General features: G+C 50.7%; 12 protein-coding genes. 8 read left to right on the top strand and 4 right to left on the bottom strand.

Annotated features, from left to right (window positions below):
* Positions 1-105 precede the first annotated feature (105 nt).
* The 5 genes from dnaA (at position 106) to ACJJIN_RS17640 (ending at position 8,637) form a co-directional block, all read left to right on the top strand.
* Positions 106-1,737 (top strand): chromosomal replication initiator protein DnaA, encoded by a 1,632-nt coding sequence (gene dnaA, locus ACJJIN_RS17660; RefSeq protein ID WP_444895605.1) that lies wholly within the window; start codon positions 106-108, stop codon positions 1,735-1,737.
* 33 nt (positions 1,738-1,770) lie between these two features.
* Positions 1,771-2,877, top strand: a complete 1,107-nt coding sequence (gene dnaN, locus ACJJIN_RS17655) for a DNA polymerase III subunit beta (protein ID WP_444895604.1) — start codon at positions 1,771-1,773, stop codon at positions 2,875-2,877.
* 117 nt (positions 2,878-2,994) lie between these two features.
* Positions 2,995-4,101, top strand: coding sequence for a DNA replication/repair protein RecF (gene recF, locus ACJJIN_RS17650; protein WP_444895603.1), 1,107 nt, complete (start codon positions 2,995-2,997; stop codon positions 4,099-4,101).
* A gap of 18 nt (positions 4,102-4,119) precedes the next feature.
* A complete protein-coding gene (gene gyrB / locus ACJJIN_RS17645; RefSeq protein ID WP_444895602.1) occupies positions 4,120-6,540 on the top strand; it encodes a DNA topoisomerase (ATP-hydrolyzing) subunit B in 2,421 nt (806 codons plus the stop codon).
* 315 nt (positions 6,541-6,855) lie between these two features.
* Entirely contained in the window at positions 6,856-8,637 is a 1,782-nt protein-coding gene (locus tag ACJJIN_RS17640) for a hypothetical protein (RefSeq protein ID WP_444895601.1), read from the top strand.
* 251 nt (positions 8,638-8,888) lie between these two features.
* Here ACJJIN_RS17640 and ACJJIN_RS17635 read toward each other — a convergent pair whose 3' ends face one another.
* Entirely contained in the window at positions 8,889-9,782 is an 894-nt protein-coding gene (locus tag ACJJIN_RS17635) for a LysR family transcriptional regulator (protein ID WP_444895600.1), read from the bottom strand.
* A 97-nt stretch (positions 9,783-9,879) separates the two neighbouring features.
* Here ACJJIN_RS17635 and ACJJIN_RS17630 point away from each other — a divergent pair, with 97 nt between their 5' ends.
* A complete protein-coding gene (locus tag ACJJIN_RS17630) occupies positions 9,880-10,386 on the top strand; it encodes an SRPBCC family protein (protein WP_444895599.1) in 507 nt (168 codons plus the stop codon).
* 221 nt (positions 10,387-10,607) lie between these two features.
* Here ACJJIN_RS17630 and ACJJIN_RS17625 read toward each other — a convergent pair whose 3' ends face one another.
* Together ACJJIN_RS17625 and ACJJIN_RS17620 are read right to left on the bottom strand one after the other, a co-directional pair.
* Positions 10,608-11,288 (bottom strand): phosphoadenosine phosphosulfate reductase domain-containing protein, encoded by a 681-nt coding sequence (locus tag ACJJIN_RS17625; protein WP_444895598.1) that lies wholly within the window; start codon positions 11,286-11,288, stop codon positions 10,608-10,610.
* 139 nt (positions 11,289-11,427) lie between these two features.
* Positions 11,428-11,874: a GNAT family N-acetyltransferase gene (locus ACJJIN_RS17620; RefSeq protein ID WP_444895597.1), complete on the bottom strand. Its 447-nt coding sequence runs from the start codon at positions 11,872-11,874 to the stop codon at positions 11,428-11,430.
* A 231-nt stretch (positions 11,875-12,105) separates the two neighbouring features.
* Between ACJJIN_RS17620 and ACJJIN_RS17615 the strand changes: the two genes are divergently transcribed.
* Positions 12,106-14,286 carry a TonB-dependent receptor family protein gene (locus tag ACJJIN_RS17615; RefSeq protein WP_444895596.1) on the top strand — a complete coding sequence of 727 codons (2,181 nt, stop codon included), beginning with the start codon at positions 12,106-12,108 and terminating at the stop codon, positions 14,284-14,286.
* 71 nt (positions 14,287-14,357) lie between these two features.
* On the opposite strand, the gene ACJJIN_RS17610 is transcribed toward ACJJIN_RS17615, so the two are convergent.
* Positions 14,358-15,545, bottom strand: a complete 1,188-nt coding sequence (locus tag ACJJIN_RS17610) for a class I SAM-dependent rRNA methyltransferase (protein WP_444895595.1) — start codon at positions 15,543-15,545, stop codon at positions 14,358-14,360.
* Between the two features lie 273 nt (positions 15,546-15,818).
* On the opposite strand from ACJJIN_RS17610, the gene ACJJIN_RS17605 reads away from it, so the two are divergent.
* Positions 15,819-16,814: a GlxA family transcriptional regulator gene (locus ACJJIN_RS17605; RefSeq protein ID WP_444895594.1), complete on the top strand. Its 996-nt coding sequence runs from the start codon at positions 15,819-15,821 to the stop codon at positions 16,812-16,814.
* Positions 16,815-16,920: the final 106 nt, after the last annotated feature.

Raw genomic sequence — 16,920 nt, 5'->3', positions numbered from 1 at the left:
GAAAGGTATACTGCGCCGATCTTATTTGATGGCCCCGGGTGATTCCTAATCCGGCCTTGCCGTCTCTCCTTGGTCTTACCATTTTGGGGTTTTTTGGGGGGTTTCTTGACTGAATCCGTATGGAAGCAGTGCGCGAGCTGTTTACAGGACGAGCTGCCGTCTCAGCAGTTCAATACCTGGATCAGACCGTTGCGCGTCAATCCCGTTAGTGCGGAGGGCGAGTTGCGCCTGATCGCACCGAACCGCTTTGTGCTGGACTGGGTTGGCAATAAATTCCTGAACCGCATTCGCGAGTTGGTGCAACAGTTTGCACCGGGACGCCCTCTGCAAGTGGCGCTCGAGATTACCGCTCGCCGGCCGGCTCGCTTCCAGCGCGGCCATGTAACAAATAATGCCCCTCCGACACCGGTACCGACACCCGTGCCATCGGCACCAGCTCCGCCACCACCTCCGGTGCAGCCGGCAGTGGCACCGCCACCGGTATCTGTGCCGCCTGTTGCCACTGCGCCACCTCCGGTGACTTCACCGCTGGGATCTGGGTTTGGTGCCAGCAGGCCGGTGCCTCATCCCGCTATGGCTGAGGAGGTGACTGCCGAACAGATGACGACAGGCGAACTGGCCCTGACAGATCTGCGACCACCGGCTATGAATGGTATGGCTCGCTCCATACCGGAGCAGCCGGCCAGGCAGGTCGAGGTGGAGGGGGCTATCAAGCACGGCAGCTCACTCAATCGCAACTTTACTTTCAAATCCTTTGTTGAAGGTAAGTCCAACCAGCTGGGCCTCGCTGCGGCACAACAGATTTCTGACAATCCTGGCGGCGCCTACAATCCCCTCTTTATATATGGGGGCGTGGGTCTGGGGAAAACTCACTTGATGCACGCGGTTGGCAACGCGCTGTTGGAGCGCAACCCCAATGCTAAGGTAGTGTATTTGCACTCCGAGCGCTTTGTTGCAGATATGGTGAAAGCGCTACAGCTGAATGCAATCAGCGACTTTAAGCGCTACTACCGGTCTGTTGACGCACTGTTGATTGATGATATCCAGTTTTTTGCCGGTAAGGAGCGCTCTCAGGAGGAGTTTTTCCATACCTTTAATGCTCTGCTGGAGGGTGGTCAACAGATTATCCTAACCTGTGATCGCTATCCGAAAGAGATCGACGGCTTGGAAGAGCGCTTGAAATCCCGCTTTGGTTGGGGATTAACGGTGGCTGTAGAGCCTCCGGAGCTCGAGACCCGGGTAGCTATTTTGATGAAGAAGGCCGAGCAGGTGGGTGTGGACTTACCTCACGACTCCGCTTTCTTTATTGCGCAGCGTATTCGCTCCAATGTGCGAGAGCTCGAGGGTGCACTGCGCCGCGTAATTGCCAATTCGCAGTTTACCGGCCGCGCTATTGACGATGTCCTTGTGCGCGAAGCACTAAAAGACCTGTTGGCCCTACAAGATCGACTGGTCAGTGTGGATAATATCCAGCGGGTTGTCGCTGAATACTACAAAATTAAGGTGGCGGATTTGCTCTCCAAGCGGCGCAGTCGCTCGGTGGCCCGTCCCCGCCAAGTCGCTATGTCCCTGGCCAAGGAGCTGACCAATCACAGCTTGCCGGAGATCGGCGATGCCTTCGGTGGTCGCGACCACACAACAGTACTGCATGCCTGCCGCAAAATACGTGAGTTGCAGGAGTCCGACGCGGATATTCGCGAGGACGTTAAATTGCTGACACGGTCGCTGACCACTTAATCGAATAACTGACAAAACAAGGCGAAACTACCGATGAAATTCAATGTGAGCCGGGACGCCCTTCTGAAGCCGTTACAACTGGTGGCCGGTGTTGTTGAGAAACGCCAAACACTGCCAGTCCTGGCCAATGTGTTGATGCAGTTACAGGGCCAGGAACTCTCCCTGACCGGTACTGACCTGGAAGTGGAAATTGTCGGGCGTCTCGGTGTAGACGGTGTAGAAATGGAAGGTGAGGTGACCGTTCCCGCACGCAAGCTGCTGGATATCTGTCGCTCTCTGCCCGATGGTGCTGAACTAAAGTTTGAGCGCGATGGTGAGCGCCTGATACTGCGCAGTGGCCGCAGCCGTTTTCAGCTGTCGACTCTGCCCGCAGCGGACTTCCCGAATCAGGAAGAGGCCAGTGCACAGACCCGTTTCGATATCTCCCAGCGCGAGATCCGCCGCCTGATAGAAGCCACTAGTTTTGCTATGGCTCAGCAGGATGTGCGCTATTACCTGAATGGTTTACTGCTTGAATGCCGCCCGCAGCAGCTGCGCGCGGTTGCTACTGATGGCCACCGCTTGGCACTCTGCGATCGCGATGCCCCCGGCCTGGATGTCTCCACGCCTATCCAGGCTATTGTGCCGCGCAAAGGCGTACTCGAGCTGGGTCGTTTGCTTGAGGACAGCGATGCACAGGCACAGGTGGTGCTGGGTAACAACCATATTCGTGTGGTTAGTGGTCAGTTTACTTTCACCTCTAAATTGGTAGACGGCAAATTCCCTGACTATGAGCGCGTGTTGCCGCGAGGCGCGGGCAATGTGGTTTATGCGGATCGCCAGGGATTGCGCCAGGCCTTCTCCCGAGCGGCGATTCTCTCCAACGAGAAATACCGCGGGGTGCGCCTTCAGGTTTCTGAGGGGCTGCTGCAGATTGTTGCCAACAACCCGGAGCAAGAAGAGGCGGAAGAGCAGATGATGGTGGATTACGTGGGTGAGCCAATGGAGATTGGCTTTAACGTTTCCTATCTGCTGGATGTCACTGGTGCTATTCACAGTGACCAGATCCGTATCAGTCTGGCGGATGCCAATAGCAGTGCTCTGCTGCAGCAACCTGAAGAAGGTGATGCACTGTACGTGATTATGCCTATGCGCCTGTAAGGCAGCCCACCCATTGCTCTTTTCTGAATGGATTGAGGCTACCTCCCCGCTCGGTGGGGTAGCCGATAAACAAACCGATGCCTGTGCATCGCGCTCTTCACTCTGGGGGAGGTGTCTGTGGCGCTGACCCGTCTTCTCTTATCTAATTTTCGAAATATCTGCTCTGCGGATCTCAAGCTGGGTCCTGGCGTTAATGTGTTTTGTGGTGCGAATGGCAGTGGCAAGACTTCACTGTTAGAGGCGGTACATATGCTGGCAACCGGTCGTTCCTTTCGCTCTCGCCTGCATAAGTCGGTTATTCAGCGTGATACTGGTGGGCTTACGGTTTTTGCCCAGCTCGATACAGGTTTTAACTTGGGGGTAGAGCGCCTCGCAGATGGCTCGGGCAGAATCAGGGTAAACCAGGCTCCAGCGGAATCCAGCTCACAGCTTGCTAGTTGCCTGCCCCTTCAACTGATAAACAGTGAAAGTTTTTCTGCACTTGATGGTGGCCCCGGCGTTCGGCGTCGGTTACTGGATTGGACAGTGTTCCACGTGGAACATTTATTTGCCCAAGAGTGGAAAAATTATCAAATCGCACTGCGGCAGCGAAATGCTCTCCTGCGTCGTGGTAAAATCGATGAGGCCAGCATCGGCGTATGGGAAGAGCAGTTGGCCCTTAGTGGCGAGCGTGTAAACGATCTGCGATTAGCTCAGTTTTCTCAATTACAGACCGCTGTTTCACAACTTCTCGATGAGTTACCACAGAGCTTATTGAGCCGTGTTGATATGAGTTACCGTCGTGGCTGGCGTAAAGAAGTTGACCTGCGTGGTGCTCTATCTGAATCACGGGAATCAGATGTTTCACAGGGGCATACGCGTATTGGTCCCCATAGGGCGGATATTCGTTTTACCGTAGCCGGTGAGTCGGCCCACAATATCCTATCTCGAGGCCAACAGAAGATGTTGGTGTGTGCGGTGCGCACGGCCATGGCAGAGGTAGTCTGTAGGCAGGGGGATATGCCAGTATTCCTGGTAGATGACTTGCCGGCAGAGCTGGATGACAGTAACCAACAGATTTTTGCGCATTGGGTTGGGCGTTGTGCCAGCCAGGTGCTTGTAACCGGAATTGAGGAGGGCACTACAAGCCGCCCCTGGCGGCAACTAGATGCCCCTTGGAATTGCCCGAAAGTGTTCCACGTGGAACATGGGAAGATCAGTGCCGAAGCTTCGGCCGCACAATAAGTTTAATGGAGCGAATAAATGTCAGAGCAGCAAAGCTATGACTCAAGCAGTATCAAGGTATTAAAAGGCCTGGATGCGGTGCGCAAGCGCCCCGGAATGTATATTGGTGATACCGACGATGGCACCGGTCTGCACCACATGGTATTCGAGGTGGTCGACAACTCCATCGATGAAGCGCTGGCCGGCCACTGTGATGAGATCCGTGTAACCATTCACCCGGATGAGTCCATTTCCGTATCGGACAATGGCCGTGGTATCCCGACAGAGATTCACCCGGAAGAAGGGGTTTCTGCAGCAGAAGTGATTATGACCGTCCTTCACGCGGGCGGTAAATTTGATGACAACACCTACAAGGTCTCCGGCGGTCTGCACGGGGTAGGGGTATCGGTGGTAAACGCTCTGTCCAAGGAGCTGAAGCTGACTATCCGTCGCGGTGGCAAGATCCACGAGCAGACCTACCACCACGGTGTGCCCCAGGCACCCCTGGAAGTTGTGGGTGATAGCGATACCACCGGCACCACAGTGCACTTTAAACCCTCAGAGGACACCTTCAGCAATATCGAATTCCATTTCGACGTGCTGGCCAAGCGCCTGCGCGAGCTGTCCTTCCTGAACTCCGGTGTGCGTATCGTCCTGAAGGACGAACGCAGTGGTAAGGAAGAGGTCTATGAATACGAAGGTGGTTTGAGTGCCTTCGTGGAGTTCCTCAACCAGAACAAAACCCCGATTAACAAGGTTCTACACTTCCAAAGCCAACGTGAAGACGGCATAGCAGTAGAGGTGGCATTACAGTGGAACGATAGCTTCCAGGAAAGCATCTTCTGCTACACCAACAATATTCCCCAGCGCGACGGCGGTACCCACCTGGCGGGCTTTCGTGCAGCCTTGACCCGTGGCCTGAACAGCTATATCGAGCGGGAAGGCCTGGGCAAGAAAGACAAGGTGAACACCACTGGCGATGACGCAAGGGAAGGTCTCACCGCGATTATCTCTGTGAAGGTACCGGACCCGAAATTCTCCTCCCAGACCAAGGACAAGCTGGTTTCATCCGAAGTGAAACCCGCTGTAGAGCAGGAGATGGGCCACCACTTTACAGACTACCTGATGGAGAACCCACAGGAAGCCAAATCTGTCGTCACCAAGATGATCGACGCGGCCAAAGCCCGTGAGGCGGCCCGCAAGGCCCGCGAAATGACTCGCCGCAAGGGAGCGTTGGATATTGCCGGCCTGCCCGGGAAACTGGCGGACTGCCAGCAAAAAGACCCGGCACTATCTGAAATTTACCTGGTGGAGGGTGACTCCGCCGGTGGTTCAGCCAAGCAGGGCCGCGATCGCCGCACCCAGGCGATCCTGCCGTTGAAAGGTAAGATCCTCAATGTGGAAAAAGCGCGCTTCGACAAAATGCTCTCCAGTGCCGAAGTGGGTACCCTGATTACCGCACTGGGCTGTGGCATCGGCAAGAGCGAGTTCAACCCGGACAAACTGCGTTACCACAGCATCATCATCATGACCGATGCTGACGTGGATGGAGCCCATATCCGTACCCTGTTGCTCACCTTCTTCTTCCGTCAGATGCCGGAGCTGATCGAGCGGGGTCACATCTACATCGCCCAGCCGCCGCTGTATAAGATCTCCAAAGGCAAACAGGAACAGTACCTGAAGGATGAGGGCGCTCTAACCCAGTTTCTCACCAACGCCGCCCTGGAAGGCGCCACTCTGTTTGTGAACCCGGATGCCCCTGGGCTTTCTGGTGCCTCCCTGGAGAGCCTGGTAGGCGAATACCGCAGCGTACTGGCGACAATCGACCGCCTTTCGCGTCTGTACCCCGAGGAAGTGCTGCGCAGCATGATCTACCTGCCCAACTTTTCTCAGGAAGACCTGCAGTCCCAGGAGAAAGTCGCAGCTTGGAGTGAGAAGCTTCAGGAGAAACTCGGTGACGAAGAGAGTGGTGGAACCCGTCGTCACGAAGTGACGGTTCAGGAGAACACCGAGCGCGGCCTATTCCTGCCCCATATCCATATCGTGGCCCACGGTGTCGGCAGTGACTACCTGATTAACCACGAGTTCTTCGACTCTGCGGAGTATGCGTCTATCTGCGCTCTGGGCGAGAAGATGGTGGGTTTGTTAGAAGAGGGCGCCTTTATTCAGCGCGGTGAGAAGCAGCACCCTGTTGGCAGCTTCCCTGAAGTGATGGACTGGCTGATGGGCGAGAGCCGCAGAGGCTACGGTATCCAGCGCTATAAAGGACTGGGAGAAATGAACCCTGAGCAGCTTTGGGAAACCACCATGGACCCGGAGAGTCGCCGTATGCTGCAGGTAACCGTTGAAGATGCTATCGCAGCAGATCAGATCTTTACCACCTTGATGGGCGATCAGGTGGAGCCCCGCCGTGACTTTATCGAGACCAACGCATTGGCGGTGGAAAACCTCGACGTCTAATTGTCATTTTTCCGAAAATCCCACAGTAACTCCGCGAAAGGGGAATTACTGTGGGTATTTTTTCCGCTTAAAATAATTAGCCGCAAATTCAATATTTTTGTTTTTCGTCCCGTCAAAAAAGCCTCGTCGATCAGATACCCTCCTTTCCGTTAAAGCCTGAAATTACTGACAAACAATTAAAGTAAACAATAAAATTCTTGGTAATTTTTGGCCAAGCAATATTTTTGCTGTATTTTTAGAAAGTAAAAAATTATAGATGTTCTTCCTACTTATCTATTTCTACGAACAAATAAAATTAGGCGGACCATAAGACTTATGGGGAACTTCATCTCTTCTATTCTCGACGATACTCGTCGTTTGATAGCTATCAGTGGTGTGATTGCACTAGCTTTATACGGTTGCACAAGCACACAGAAATTAGTGAATTCCGAGTGGTATGAAATCGAAACCGAACATTTTCGGATCGTTACCAATGACAACCCCAAGCAAGTTGAAAAGCTGGCAATAGACTTAGAACGATTTCGGATTTTCGCGAAACGATATATCAAGTATTCAGCAGATCAACAGAAGCTGACCATTTACGCTCTGGATGACCGGCTCAGCTTTAAAGGAGTTAGTGGTAGTGAGTCATCTAGAACTGTCATTGGACAGTTCCATAATACTGCTTATGGGAGTTTTGCATTACTAAACCTAAACGGAAATCGTGCCCTTCCTGACAATCCGGCCCGTCAGACGTTGTTTCATGAATATGCGCATTTTTTGACCTACAGTGGAAGCCAGCACCTCTACCCCTACTGGTTTAGTGAAGGTATTGCTGAGGTATTTTCCACTGTAGATTTTGATGAAAATGCAAAGTACAGCTTTGGGAAAATACCGGTTGATCGAGCGATTAGTCTTAATCGAGCGAGAGAGTTGTCTCTGGATAAACTCCTTTCAGCCACACCTGGCTCTCTGAATGTAAGAGATACCGAGGCACTTTATGCCAGTGGATGGATGTTAGCTCACTGGATGATTTTCGATACGGATAGAAATAAAGCCTTAAATGAATATTTGGAGGCTTACAACGCCGGCGGTGATCCAATTGCGAGCCTACCTGAAGCTCTGGGAATGACTTTTGAAGAACTCAATGAGCAGTATAAGAAACTGTCGAGAAGTCATTTCAATTATTACGAGGGGGAGCTTTCTGATAAAGGTATCGTTAAATCCCCCTCCGTTAACCTGATGGACAGTAGTACCGCAGTCGCAGAGCTGGCCTACTTCATGGCAATTTCAGAGCAGGGTTCCGAAGTACTAGAGAAATATATTGCCTATGCAGATGAAAAGCAGGCTTCTAGCCCATCGTTAAATTCGGCACTGGCCATTGCTCTGACAGGCGAAGGAAATTATTCCCAAGCTGAGGAAGTCTTAAACTCTATTCCGGCGCAGTACCACGAAGAAACCTGGTATCTTGAAGCCCAGGCAAAAAATGATCTATCGGCTGCCTTGGCGGAGGAGGGGTTCCCCAACCCTGGAAATATGAAACGTATCCGGGATAAATATGTTCAACTAGTTAATGCCAGTGGGGAAGTACCCGCGTACTGGCATGAACTGGCGATCACAATGCAAGTTTTAGGGTATCCCCGCCAGAAGTATACGGAAATACTAGAGCAGGCGTATTTACGTGCACCGAGAGAAACAGGAATCGCTTGGTGGTATGTGCTGGAGCTTTACCTAGACCGAGATAAAGATCTCTTCGTAAAAGTCTCCCAACCGTTATTCATGCAAATTACAGAGGAGGGCTCGCGGGCGCAGTTGCAGTCGATGCTGGATGAGTTGGAGAAGGAAGAGGGGTTGGAGTTCGAGCCTGAGATCAGTGGTTTGGGTCAATTAATGTCAACTTACAGGAAGTACTCAGGAAACAAAGCCCTGGCAATGGCTGCGGACTATCGTGGCGCATTTGTGGCAGGTTTTAACGAAGATGGCGGAGGCACCCAAGCTGAGGCGAATCGAAGTGCTCTTCTAGCCTGTGAGGAACAGCGAAAGCAGTACCAGATAAGGGACCGTTGTGAACTCTACGCGGAAGGTGAGGTGTTGGTGAATTCAACTACAAGGATGTAACTATCTAGTAGAAGTTAGGGAAGACGCAAAGTAGGTAGTAATAGAGCTTACTTTGCGACAATATAAAGCTTGGTGATGAGAGTGGATGAACCGATTACCCCATTACCAAGTATCCACTCTGACAATTAGCTCCCAGAACATTGGGGAGTGGCCAGCACAAATTATGGCCAAAAAGCGTGTAAATCAGTATTGAGCCATCACTAAAGTCACAATACATCCCATCACTTTTAGAAAAATATCAATCGATATAGTTAAGCCTTGCCTATTAACTTATCATTCAGACGGCCAAACAATTCCACGATAAACTCTCTAAAAACCTTAAAACGCATAACATTGCGATGCTCTGGGTTGGAGACTAGCCACAGTTCATGCAGGCTGGATGGGGCTGCCCCAGGGACCCGAATGACTCCTTCAGCACCATCTGCAAGAAAGCAGGGCAGCCTGGCCAGCCCCAGTCCACTCTTAACTGCCTCTAGCTGTATCAAGCCGTGATTAATCTGGTGCTGATAAGGCATCTGTGGATAGGGCGTGTCTTTGGCCCAATTCAATGTGGCGTCATCGCCACTCCAGCCTAGCCAGTGGCCATCGTCAGGTACAGATTTCTCGATATACCCCGGAGAACCGTAACAGCAACTGGGTAGGTCGGCGAGCTTGCGAGCAACAAGTCGATCCGAAACATCGACGTCGCCTTTGGGGAGAATACGAAGTGCTATGTCGGCTTGGTGACTTTCCAAATCGAGAACGTGGCTAGTAACCAGTAGCTGTACGTTGATCTCTGGATACGTACGTGAGAAGTCATTTAGGTAGGGGATAATTAAGTGCGATGCGACTACATCCGGCATAGTGATGCGAACTTCCCCGGAGAGCTGGTTACTCCCCCCCTGTAAATGCTTCTGCGCGGCATTTAGATACTGCTCTGCCGATTGGGCGTAGTCGAGCATCGCTTTGCCATCCTCCGTCAGCTGATAGCCTTTGGAGCTGCGATAAAACAGCTTGGCCTGGAGCTTTTCTTCCAGGGCATCAATACGGCGAGAAACTGTGGAATGGCTGACTTTAAAGTCGTCAGCAACGCTGCGAGCGCTCTTACTCCTGGCTACCGCGATAAAGAACTGGATATCTCCCCAATCTATGGACTCTTTATGCAACACACTGTCCTATTTTGCTGTATTCCGTTGCATATAGTGTCCAGTTAATCTGTCTCCCGTCAATAGCACTCCCGTAGAGAAACCCAGGAGATCAGAGATGAAAGAAGCCCAAGTAAACCGAGAAATCGCAATTAACCGCCCAATTGATGAGGTCTGGAAAGTCCTCGCCGTTGATTTTGATACAGCTTACGAGTGGATGACGTTAATCCCTCACTCCTTCGCTAAGGAAGGAAAACCTGTTGAAAATGCGAGTGTAGAAGGCCGGGTTTGTGTGCTGACAAACAAGAGACCGTCGGGTCTTGTCGCAGATGAAACTATTACAAGGTTTGATGAGAAAAACTATGAACTGGATGTCTCGGTTGAAATCAAAAATACGCCACCGGGATTCCCCGTTAAAAAGAGTTTATCTCAATTTAAATTAAGCCCCTCTGTTGGTGGAGGCACAACAGTGAATTTCACTGCAAATATGGAGTTAAATGCTTTAGGAGGCGTGTTGAGTCCTGTGGTGAAGAAGATGACTGGATCTCAATTTGAGCAAATGCTGAAGGACCTGAAAATTTACATGGAAAAAGGCGGTCATCTTGCAAAAGGGGCAGTCGCCTAGCCTATCGCATGATAAGTAATCTAAGGACTCTCCTGGATTTACGCGGAAGTAAATAGAAGAGTCTCCTTCTTGAAAAAATACAGCGAGTCGAGACTCGCCTTTTGTAATAGATTTTTTTATTCGGTAAATACGCAAAAAGTATTCACTTTATAAACGGCTGGGATAGAAGGCCTTGTTAAAGAAATAGGCGAAGTACGCTAGTCCTCGCCGAGTATTCCACTCTATTTTTCCAACAGCAATCCGCACTCCCGGTGCTCCTCACCTTTAGTCGGATCAAAGTAAATATCGTTATCGGGGAGATCATTCTCATAAACATACTCTTCCACATCGATTTCCTTCAGGTGGAACATCGGTGCCACTCGAATAGTACCGTGGTTGCCCTGGGTGAAAATATCCAGGTTTTTGCGGTGCGAATTCTGATCGTGGCGGATACCGTTTAGCCATACATCCGGCTGCAATTCCTGCATAGCGCGGTTAAACGGCTCCAATTTAACGGTCCTGGAGAAGAAGTCATGCTCTGGGGTGTCCAGCTGCGGGATTCCCCCGTACACAGCGTTGTAGTGGGCCGCGGACATCTTCGGTGAGTAGGTGCGCAGGTTCAACTCGAGAGATTTGACCACGTTTTCGATATGGCGATAGGTTTCCGGGGTGTTATAGCCATGATCCACCCAAATTACCGGGATATCCGGTTTGGCGCGGGTAACCAAGTGGAGAAAGGCTATCGCCAATGGGCGGAAATTAGTAAAAACCACCGGGTTCTGAGCGTGTTCCATGGTGAACTGCATAATTTCACTAGGCTTGGCGCCAGCGAAACGCAGGTTCATGGACTCCAGATCCGCATCGTGATGAAAGGTGCGTTCTAGAATAGGCTGTAAAGTTTGGCTGGAAGCGTTGCGTCCCATAAAAATTCAGCGCTCAGGAAAATTATGATGGGAGGCATGCTACCCGGTTCAAGAGTCGCGTAGAAACAATAAAAAGAAGTGATTCAATAAGCTTCAGTTATAAGGGAAAGACTATTCAATGGGCATAGTGCGGCAAATTTTATCTTGCAGATGCCCTGGGGCACTGCATGGAGATTGAATGCTGGCCATACTCCACGTTATAGCTGCGCTCCACCTCCACAAAACCATGCTTTTGTAGAAAGTATCGAGTGCGAAGATTCTCACGAAGTACTTCAGCCTTTAGTGGGTAACGCCGGTCACGAATTGAAGAAATGAGGTTAGTGCCGATTCCACAACCGCTAAATAAAGGACTGACACAGAGGTGGGTGACGGTACCGTCACCAAGCAGCGTGATAAAGGCTTCCGCAACAGCATTGTTGCGATCGGTATAAACCAGGCATTGAGTGGCATTATGGCAGTCTCTACGAAATTGAGCTATACGGTCCACCCAAAACTGGCGGGGTATGGAGGGGTGGGAGTTCGCTGATGCATGTAGCCAAAGTTGCTCCAACCTGTCCAGCTCTTTGAGTTTTGCCTTTCTAATCATGGGCACACCCGAAGCGGATACGTGAGCCCAATACTAGTCAGATCGAAGAGTAGATCCTAGAAAACATCTGCTTATAAGCAAAACCTTAAAGTTGCAGGCACACCAGCGAAGTTCGTGACGCTAAACAGCAAAAAGAAGAGTGTAAATAAAGTGAAATGGGAATGTTAAAATACAATCATTCGTATTTATAAAAACAATGACTCAAGGTTACTAATAATCCTTGGAGGGTTCATGAAGCACATTCCATTTACACCCCTGGTCTTTACGATAGCCACTCTTATTGCTGCGCCGACTTTAGCCGAGCAACAGCTGGAGAGCGTAACAGTAATCGGCGACTCCTCATCTATTTCCAAGTTGCCTGGCTCTGCACACTTGGTTGATGCTGATGAGTTAGCCGAGTTCGAGTTTGTAGATATCAATCGCATGATGCGCTCAGTTCCTGGGGTCTACATTCTTGAAGAAGATGGCTACGGATTGCGTCCGAATATCGGGATTCGCGGTGCCCAAGGGGGACGCTCCGCCAAAATTTCCTTGATGGAAGATGGAGTGTTAGTGGCTCCGGCTCCTTACTCTGCACCAGAAGCTTATTATTTCCCCAGTGCGGGCCGCATGAATGCAATTGAGGTGTTGAAAGGCCCCGGATCTCTGCAATATGGCCCGTTCACCGTGGGTGGTGCAGTCAATATGTTGAGCACACCTATTCCCACTGCCAGTGAAGGTATGGTGCAACTAGAGGCTGGAGAATTCGGTGAGACCCGTTTGCATGCTCATTATGGCGCCAGTACAGAAAATACTGGCTGGTTGTTGGAAACACAGCAGCAGTATGCAGATGGATTCAGACAAATCGATAGTGCCGGCAGCGCAGATATTACTAAAGAAGACTATCTATTAAAGGGTCGTATCAGTTCCGATAGAGACGCAACTTATCGCCAGCAGTTGGATATCAAGCTTCAGTACTCCGAAGAGGAGTCTGGCATGAGTTATCTGGGCCTAACGGATGCCGACTTTAAGAAAGATCCGAACCGTCGATATGGTATCAGCGCCCTGGATGAAATGCAGAATCGCCACAGCACTATCCAGCTGAACCACAGTATCGAACTGAGTGACAGCTTTACCCTGCATACCCAGGCTTACTACAACAAGTTTAAACGCGACTGGTTTAAGGTCAGCGAGGGTGAATTGATAGATGCTGTTAATACCGGCGGCAGTGTTGATGGAGTTTTAGACCCTCAAGCGGTTTTGGATGGCACTGAAGATTACACCTTTGGTGTTAAGCACAACAATCGTGAGTACGAGGCCAAGGGCCTGCAGATCAGTGCCGATTGGCGATTTAATACTGCTTCCGTTAGTCATGAGCTGTCCTTTGGAGTGCGCCAGCATCGAGATGAGGTGGATAGATTCCAGCCTGTGGAAAACTATGAGCAGGTTAATGGCAAATTGGTGTATCTGAGCACAGATATTCCCGATACCGCTGAAGAAAGCAGCAATAACCGTGTTGAAGAAGCGGATGCAACTTCGTTCTTTATCTACGACGATATCCAGCTGAGCGATAAGCTGACTCTCACTGCTGTTCTTCGTTACGAGGATATAGAGACCGAGCAGCAGCGTTATAACGACGCCGAGCGTACCGAGAAGGGCAGTTATCGCACCAATCAGGTGGATGAATGGCTGCCAGGTTTGGGACTTGTTTACCAGGCAAGCGAACAGTGGAGCCTGCTGGCAGGTGTGCACCGTGGCTTCGCCCCTCCCGGCGCAGGTGCAGCCGATGGCCAGGGGCCGGAGTTATCCACAAACTATGAATGGGGTGCTCGCTTCGATAACGGAAGCCTGAATGCTGAATTGATCGCCTTCTACAGTGACTATGAAAATGCTGTGCAAAACTGTTCGGTGGCGGTGAAATGTCCCAATGGTGCCGAGAGTGGTACCTACCAGTTGGGTGAAACAGAAATCAAAGGGCTGGAAGCTACGTTTGGAAGTGAGTGGATGCTCACAAACGGTTGGATACTACCGGTGCGGGCAACCTATACCTTTACTGATGCAGAAATCAGTGAAGATAGTGACGGTAATGACCTGCTTGCCGGCGACAACCTCGAATACCTCCCAGAAAATGTCTTTGCGATATCTGCGGGTCTGGATAGCGGCGCTGCTTGGCGTTTGTACCTGACTGCAGCTTATCAGGACGAGATGTGTGTTAATACCCAATGCAACCGGGGAGATACCGACCAATTTGATTATACCGAGTCACTTTGGGTTGTAGATGCTGCTGCGCATTATGATTTCATGGATGACCTGACCGGTTACCTGAAAGTGGATAATCTGTTGGATGAGCAGGTTATTATTAGTCGCAGTCCAGATGGCGCCCGTGCAAACAGACCCCGCACTGCTACTTTAGGCATGAAGTATGTCTTTTGACCTGAAGTAGGCTCATCGATCTGAGAACAAGGCCCCGGTCATTACCGGGGCCTTGTGGGGTTCATGAGCACCTACTTATTGGTGTTTCCCCCGAGATGTACAAAATGAGCTTTTAGGTAGTTGGTTTCCGGAATTGCTGGATGCACAGGGTGATCGGCCCCTTGACCACCACTGGCCAGAATTGAGGCTGGACGTCCCAAGCGGTGAGCGGCGCCACGGATACAGTCGAGAAGCTCATCGGATTGCAGATGCATAGAGCAGGAAGCGCTTACTAACAGCCCATCCTTTGCCAACAAACGCATTGCGAGTTCATTGATATGGCGATAAGCCGCCAAGCCGGCTTTATGATCTTTCCTCCGCTTAATAAAAGCGGGTGGGTCGAGCACAATCGCATCAAACCTCTCCCCCTCTGCGACCAACCCTTTGAGGACATCCAGTGCTTTACCCTGGATGGTTTTGAGCTTGTCGGCGAATCCATTGTGATCCGCATTGAGCAAACACCAGTCCAAGGCCTGCTGTGAGGCGTCTACGCACACTACCTCTGCCGCACCATTGGCCAGTGCCTGAATACCCCAACCGCCCGCGTAGGAAAACAGATCTAATACTTTTTTGCCGTTGACCCAGCGATTCAATAGCCTGCGGTTTTCCCGGTGATCGTAAAACCAACCGGTTTTCTGCCCCTGGTGTACCGGAGCCAGAAGTGGAACGCCGTTCTCCTCGAACGGGACCATCTCGGGTACATCTCCAAAGGCTACGGTGTGTACCAGCGGCATATCTTCAACTGCGCGCCCCTGATGATCATTGCGCAGCAGGATGCCTTTAGGGTTAACCATCTCCACCAACTTATCCACAATCGTTTGTTGGTAGCGCTCCATTCCCCAATTGCTGACCTGGACTACTAAATAATCCCCAAACCTATCCACTACCAAGCCCGGAAGCCAGTCAGAGTCACCGTATACCATCCGGTAGCTGGGGTGGGAAAAGTACCGCTGGCGCTGTTCAAATGCAGTTTGTATGCGCTCACAAACAGTATCTGTGGAAAAGTCAGAATTGCGGCTGACTATTCGTCCACAAATAAGTTGGCTCGGATTTACAAAGGCTGTGCCGAGCAGCTTGCCCTGGCTATCGTGAACTTGGCACTGACTACCCGCATCAATTCCCTTTAATGGAGAGCGCTTAGTGTCCACCTCATTGCTGTAAATCCATAGGTGGCCACGCTTGAGTCGGCGCTCTGCGCCTCGATTCAGTATTAACTCCACCAAAAGGGGATCTCCGTTGATGTGTACAAATTAGGGGCCAATTGTGCGGACAGCTAAGTGAAGGTCAAGCCTGCAAGCTGATGTATGGCTCGTTCGGAGCTTTAAGAACCAATAGTCACCCGAGGGTTACTCATATCCGTCAAAGTTTATACGTCAGTACCGGAGAAAATGACTATCAATTTGGGGTAACAGGGTGTCTAAGCTGGCTATAACTGGCAGAATCTGGCGCCTGTAAGTCATTCTTATCCCCAGCCGTTGTGGAAAACTGCCGAGATGAATAAGCACCAACAAACACAAAATGGAGCTAGGAAAGTCGCCATGGTGGTCTGCCCGGGTGCAACCAGCCTGGATATCACAGGTCCCCTAGAGGTTTTTGCCTTGGCAAATGACCAGTTGCGCAAACAAGGGCGTTCCAACCAGGATTTCTATGATATTCAGTTGGTGGGACTTGAGTCTGGTCCGGTTACGACTTCGACAGGGGTTAAGGTTTTTATAGACCTCCCGTTTCATGAAGCTGAGGGGATTCACACACTGTTGGTGAGCGGCATGCCACCGGACTCCTGTCAGCGCGCATGTGCCAATAGTTCTGTTCTGGAGTGGCTGGCTGAGCAGCAGAAAAAAGTTGCTCGTATTGGTTCAATCTGTAGTGGGGCCTTGATGCTCGCCAACGCAGGCATTCTCAATGGACGGCGTGCTACAACGCATTGGGCGGATGTTCCTGAGTTGCAGGGGTTCCCCCAGGTAGAAGTGGATCCAGATGCCATCTTTGTCCGCGACGATAATGTTTATACGTCGGCCGGAATTACTGCTGGAATTGATTTGGCTTTATCGATGATCGAGGAGGACCATGGGAGGGGCTTGGCACTCAACCTGGCTCGAATTCTTGTTCTCTACTTAAAGAGAGATGGAGGACAGCAGCAATTTAGTGTGCGATTGGAAAATCAGATAAACAGCGATCGTTTTGCAACTTTGATTGAATGGATGTACCAGAATATTAGGAAACCTATAACGGTGGAGAGGCTGGCTCAGGAAGCGGCTATGAGCCCACGGAATTTTGCCCGGAGCTTTGTACGAGAACTTGGTGTAACGCCTGCTCGTTTTCTAGAGCAAATAAGAGTGGAACGAGCTTGCCAATTATTTTCCGAACAAAATCAGTCACAGGATAAAGTGGCAAAACTCTGTGGGTTTCAATCCCAAGAGCAATTGAGAAGAGCCTTTAAAAAGCATAAGGGTATTTTGCCGAGTGAATATCGAAAGCGTTTTCACTAAAAATATAATTATTAATTACTTGCAGCCAATTGTTAATATTTAATTTGGGAGATTTATATTTAGCCTAGGGACCCTCTGATCAACGAAGCATTTTTCCAGAATTAAG

It is taken from the genome of Microbulbifer maximicatervae (SeqCode), from assembly GCF_052467505.1.
The sequence above is the reverse complement of the archived record's forward strand: the minus strand, read 5'-3'. Positions and strand labels throughout refer to the sequence as shown.

Coding starts and splice junctions, on each gene's coding strand:
- dnaN (WP_444895604.1), top strand. CDS start 1,771: ATGAAATTCAATGTGAGCCGGGACGCCCTTCTGAAGCCGTTACAACTG.
- ACJJIN_RS17630 (WP_444895599.1), top strand. CDS start 9,880: ATGAAAGAAGCCCAAGTAAACCGAGAAATCGCAATTAACCGCCCAATT.
- ACJJIN_RS17640 (WP_444895601.1), top strand. CDS start 6,856: ATGGGGAACTTCATCTCTTCTATTCTCGACGATACTCGTCGTTTGATA.
- ACJJIN_RS17620 (WP_444895597.1), bottom strand. CDS start 11,874: ATGATTAGAAAGGCAAAACTCAAAGAGCTGGACAGGTTGGAGCAACTT.
- ACJJIN_RS17625 (WP_444895598.1), bottom strand. CDS start 11,288: ATGGGACGCAACGCTTCCAGCCAAACTTTACAGCCTATTCTAGAACGC.
- gyrB (WP_444895602.1), top strand. CDS start 4,120: ATGTCAGAGCAGCAAAGCTATGACTCAAGCAGTATCAAGGTATTAAAA.
- ACJJIN_RS17605 (WP_444895594.1), top strand. CDS start 15,819: ATGAATAAGCACCAACAAACACAAAATGGAGCTAGGAAAGTCGCCATG.
- ACJJIN_RS17615 (WP_444895596.1), top strand. CDS start 12,106: ATGAAGCACATTCCATTTACACCCCTGGTCTTTACGATAGCCACTCTT.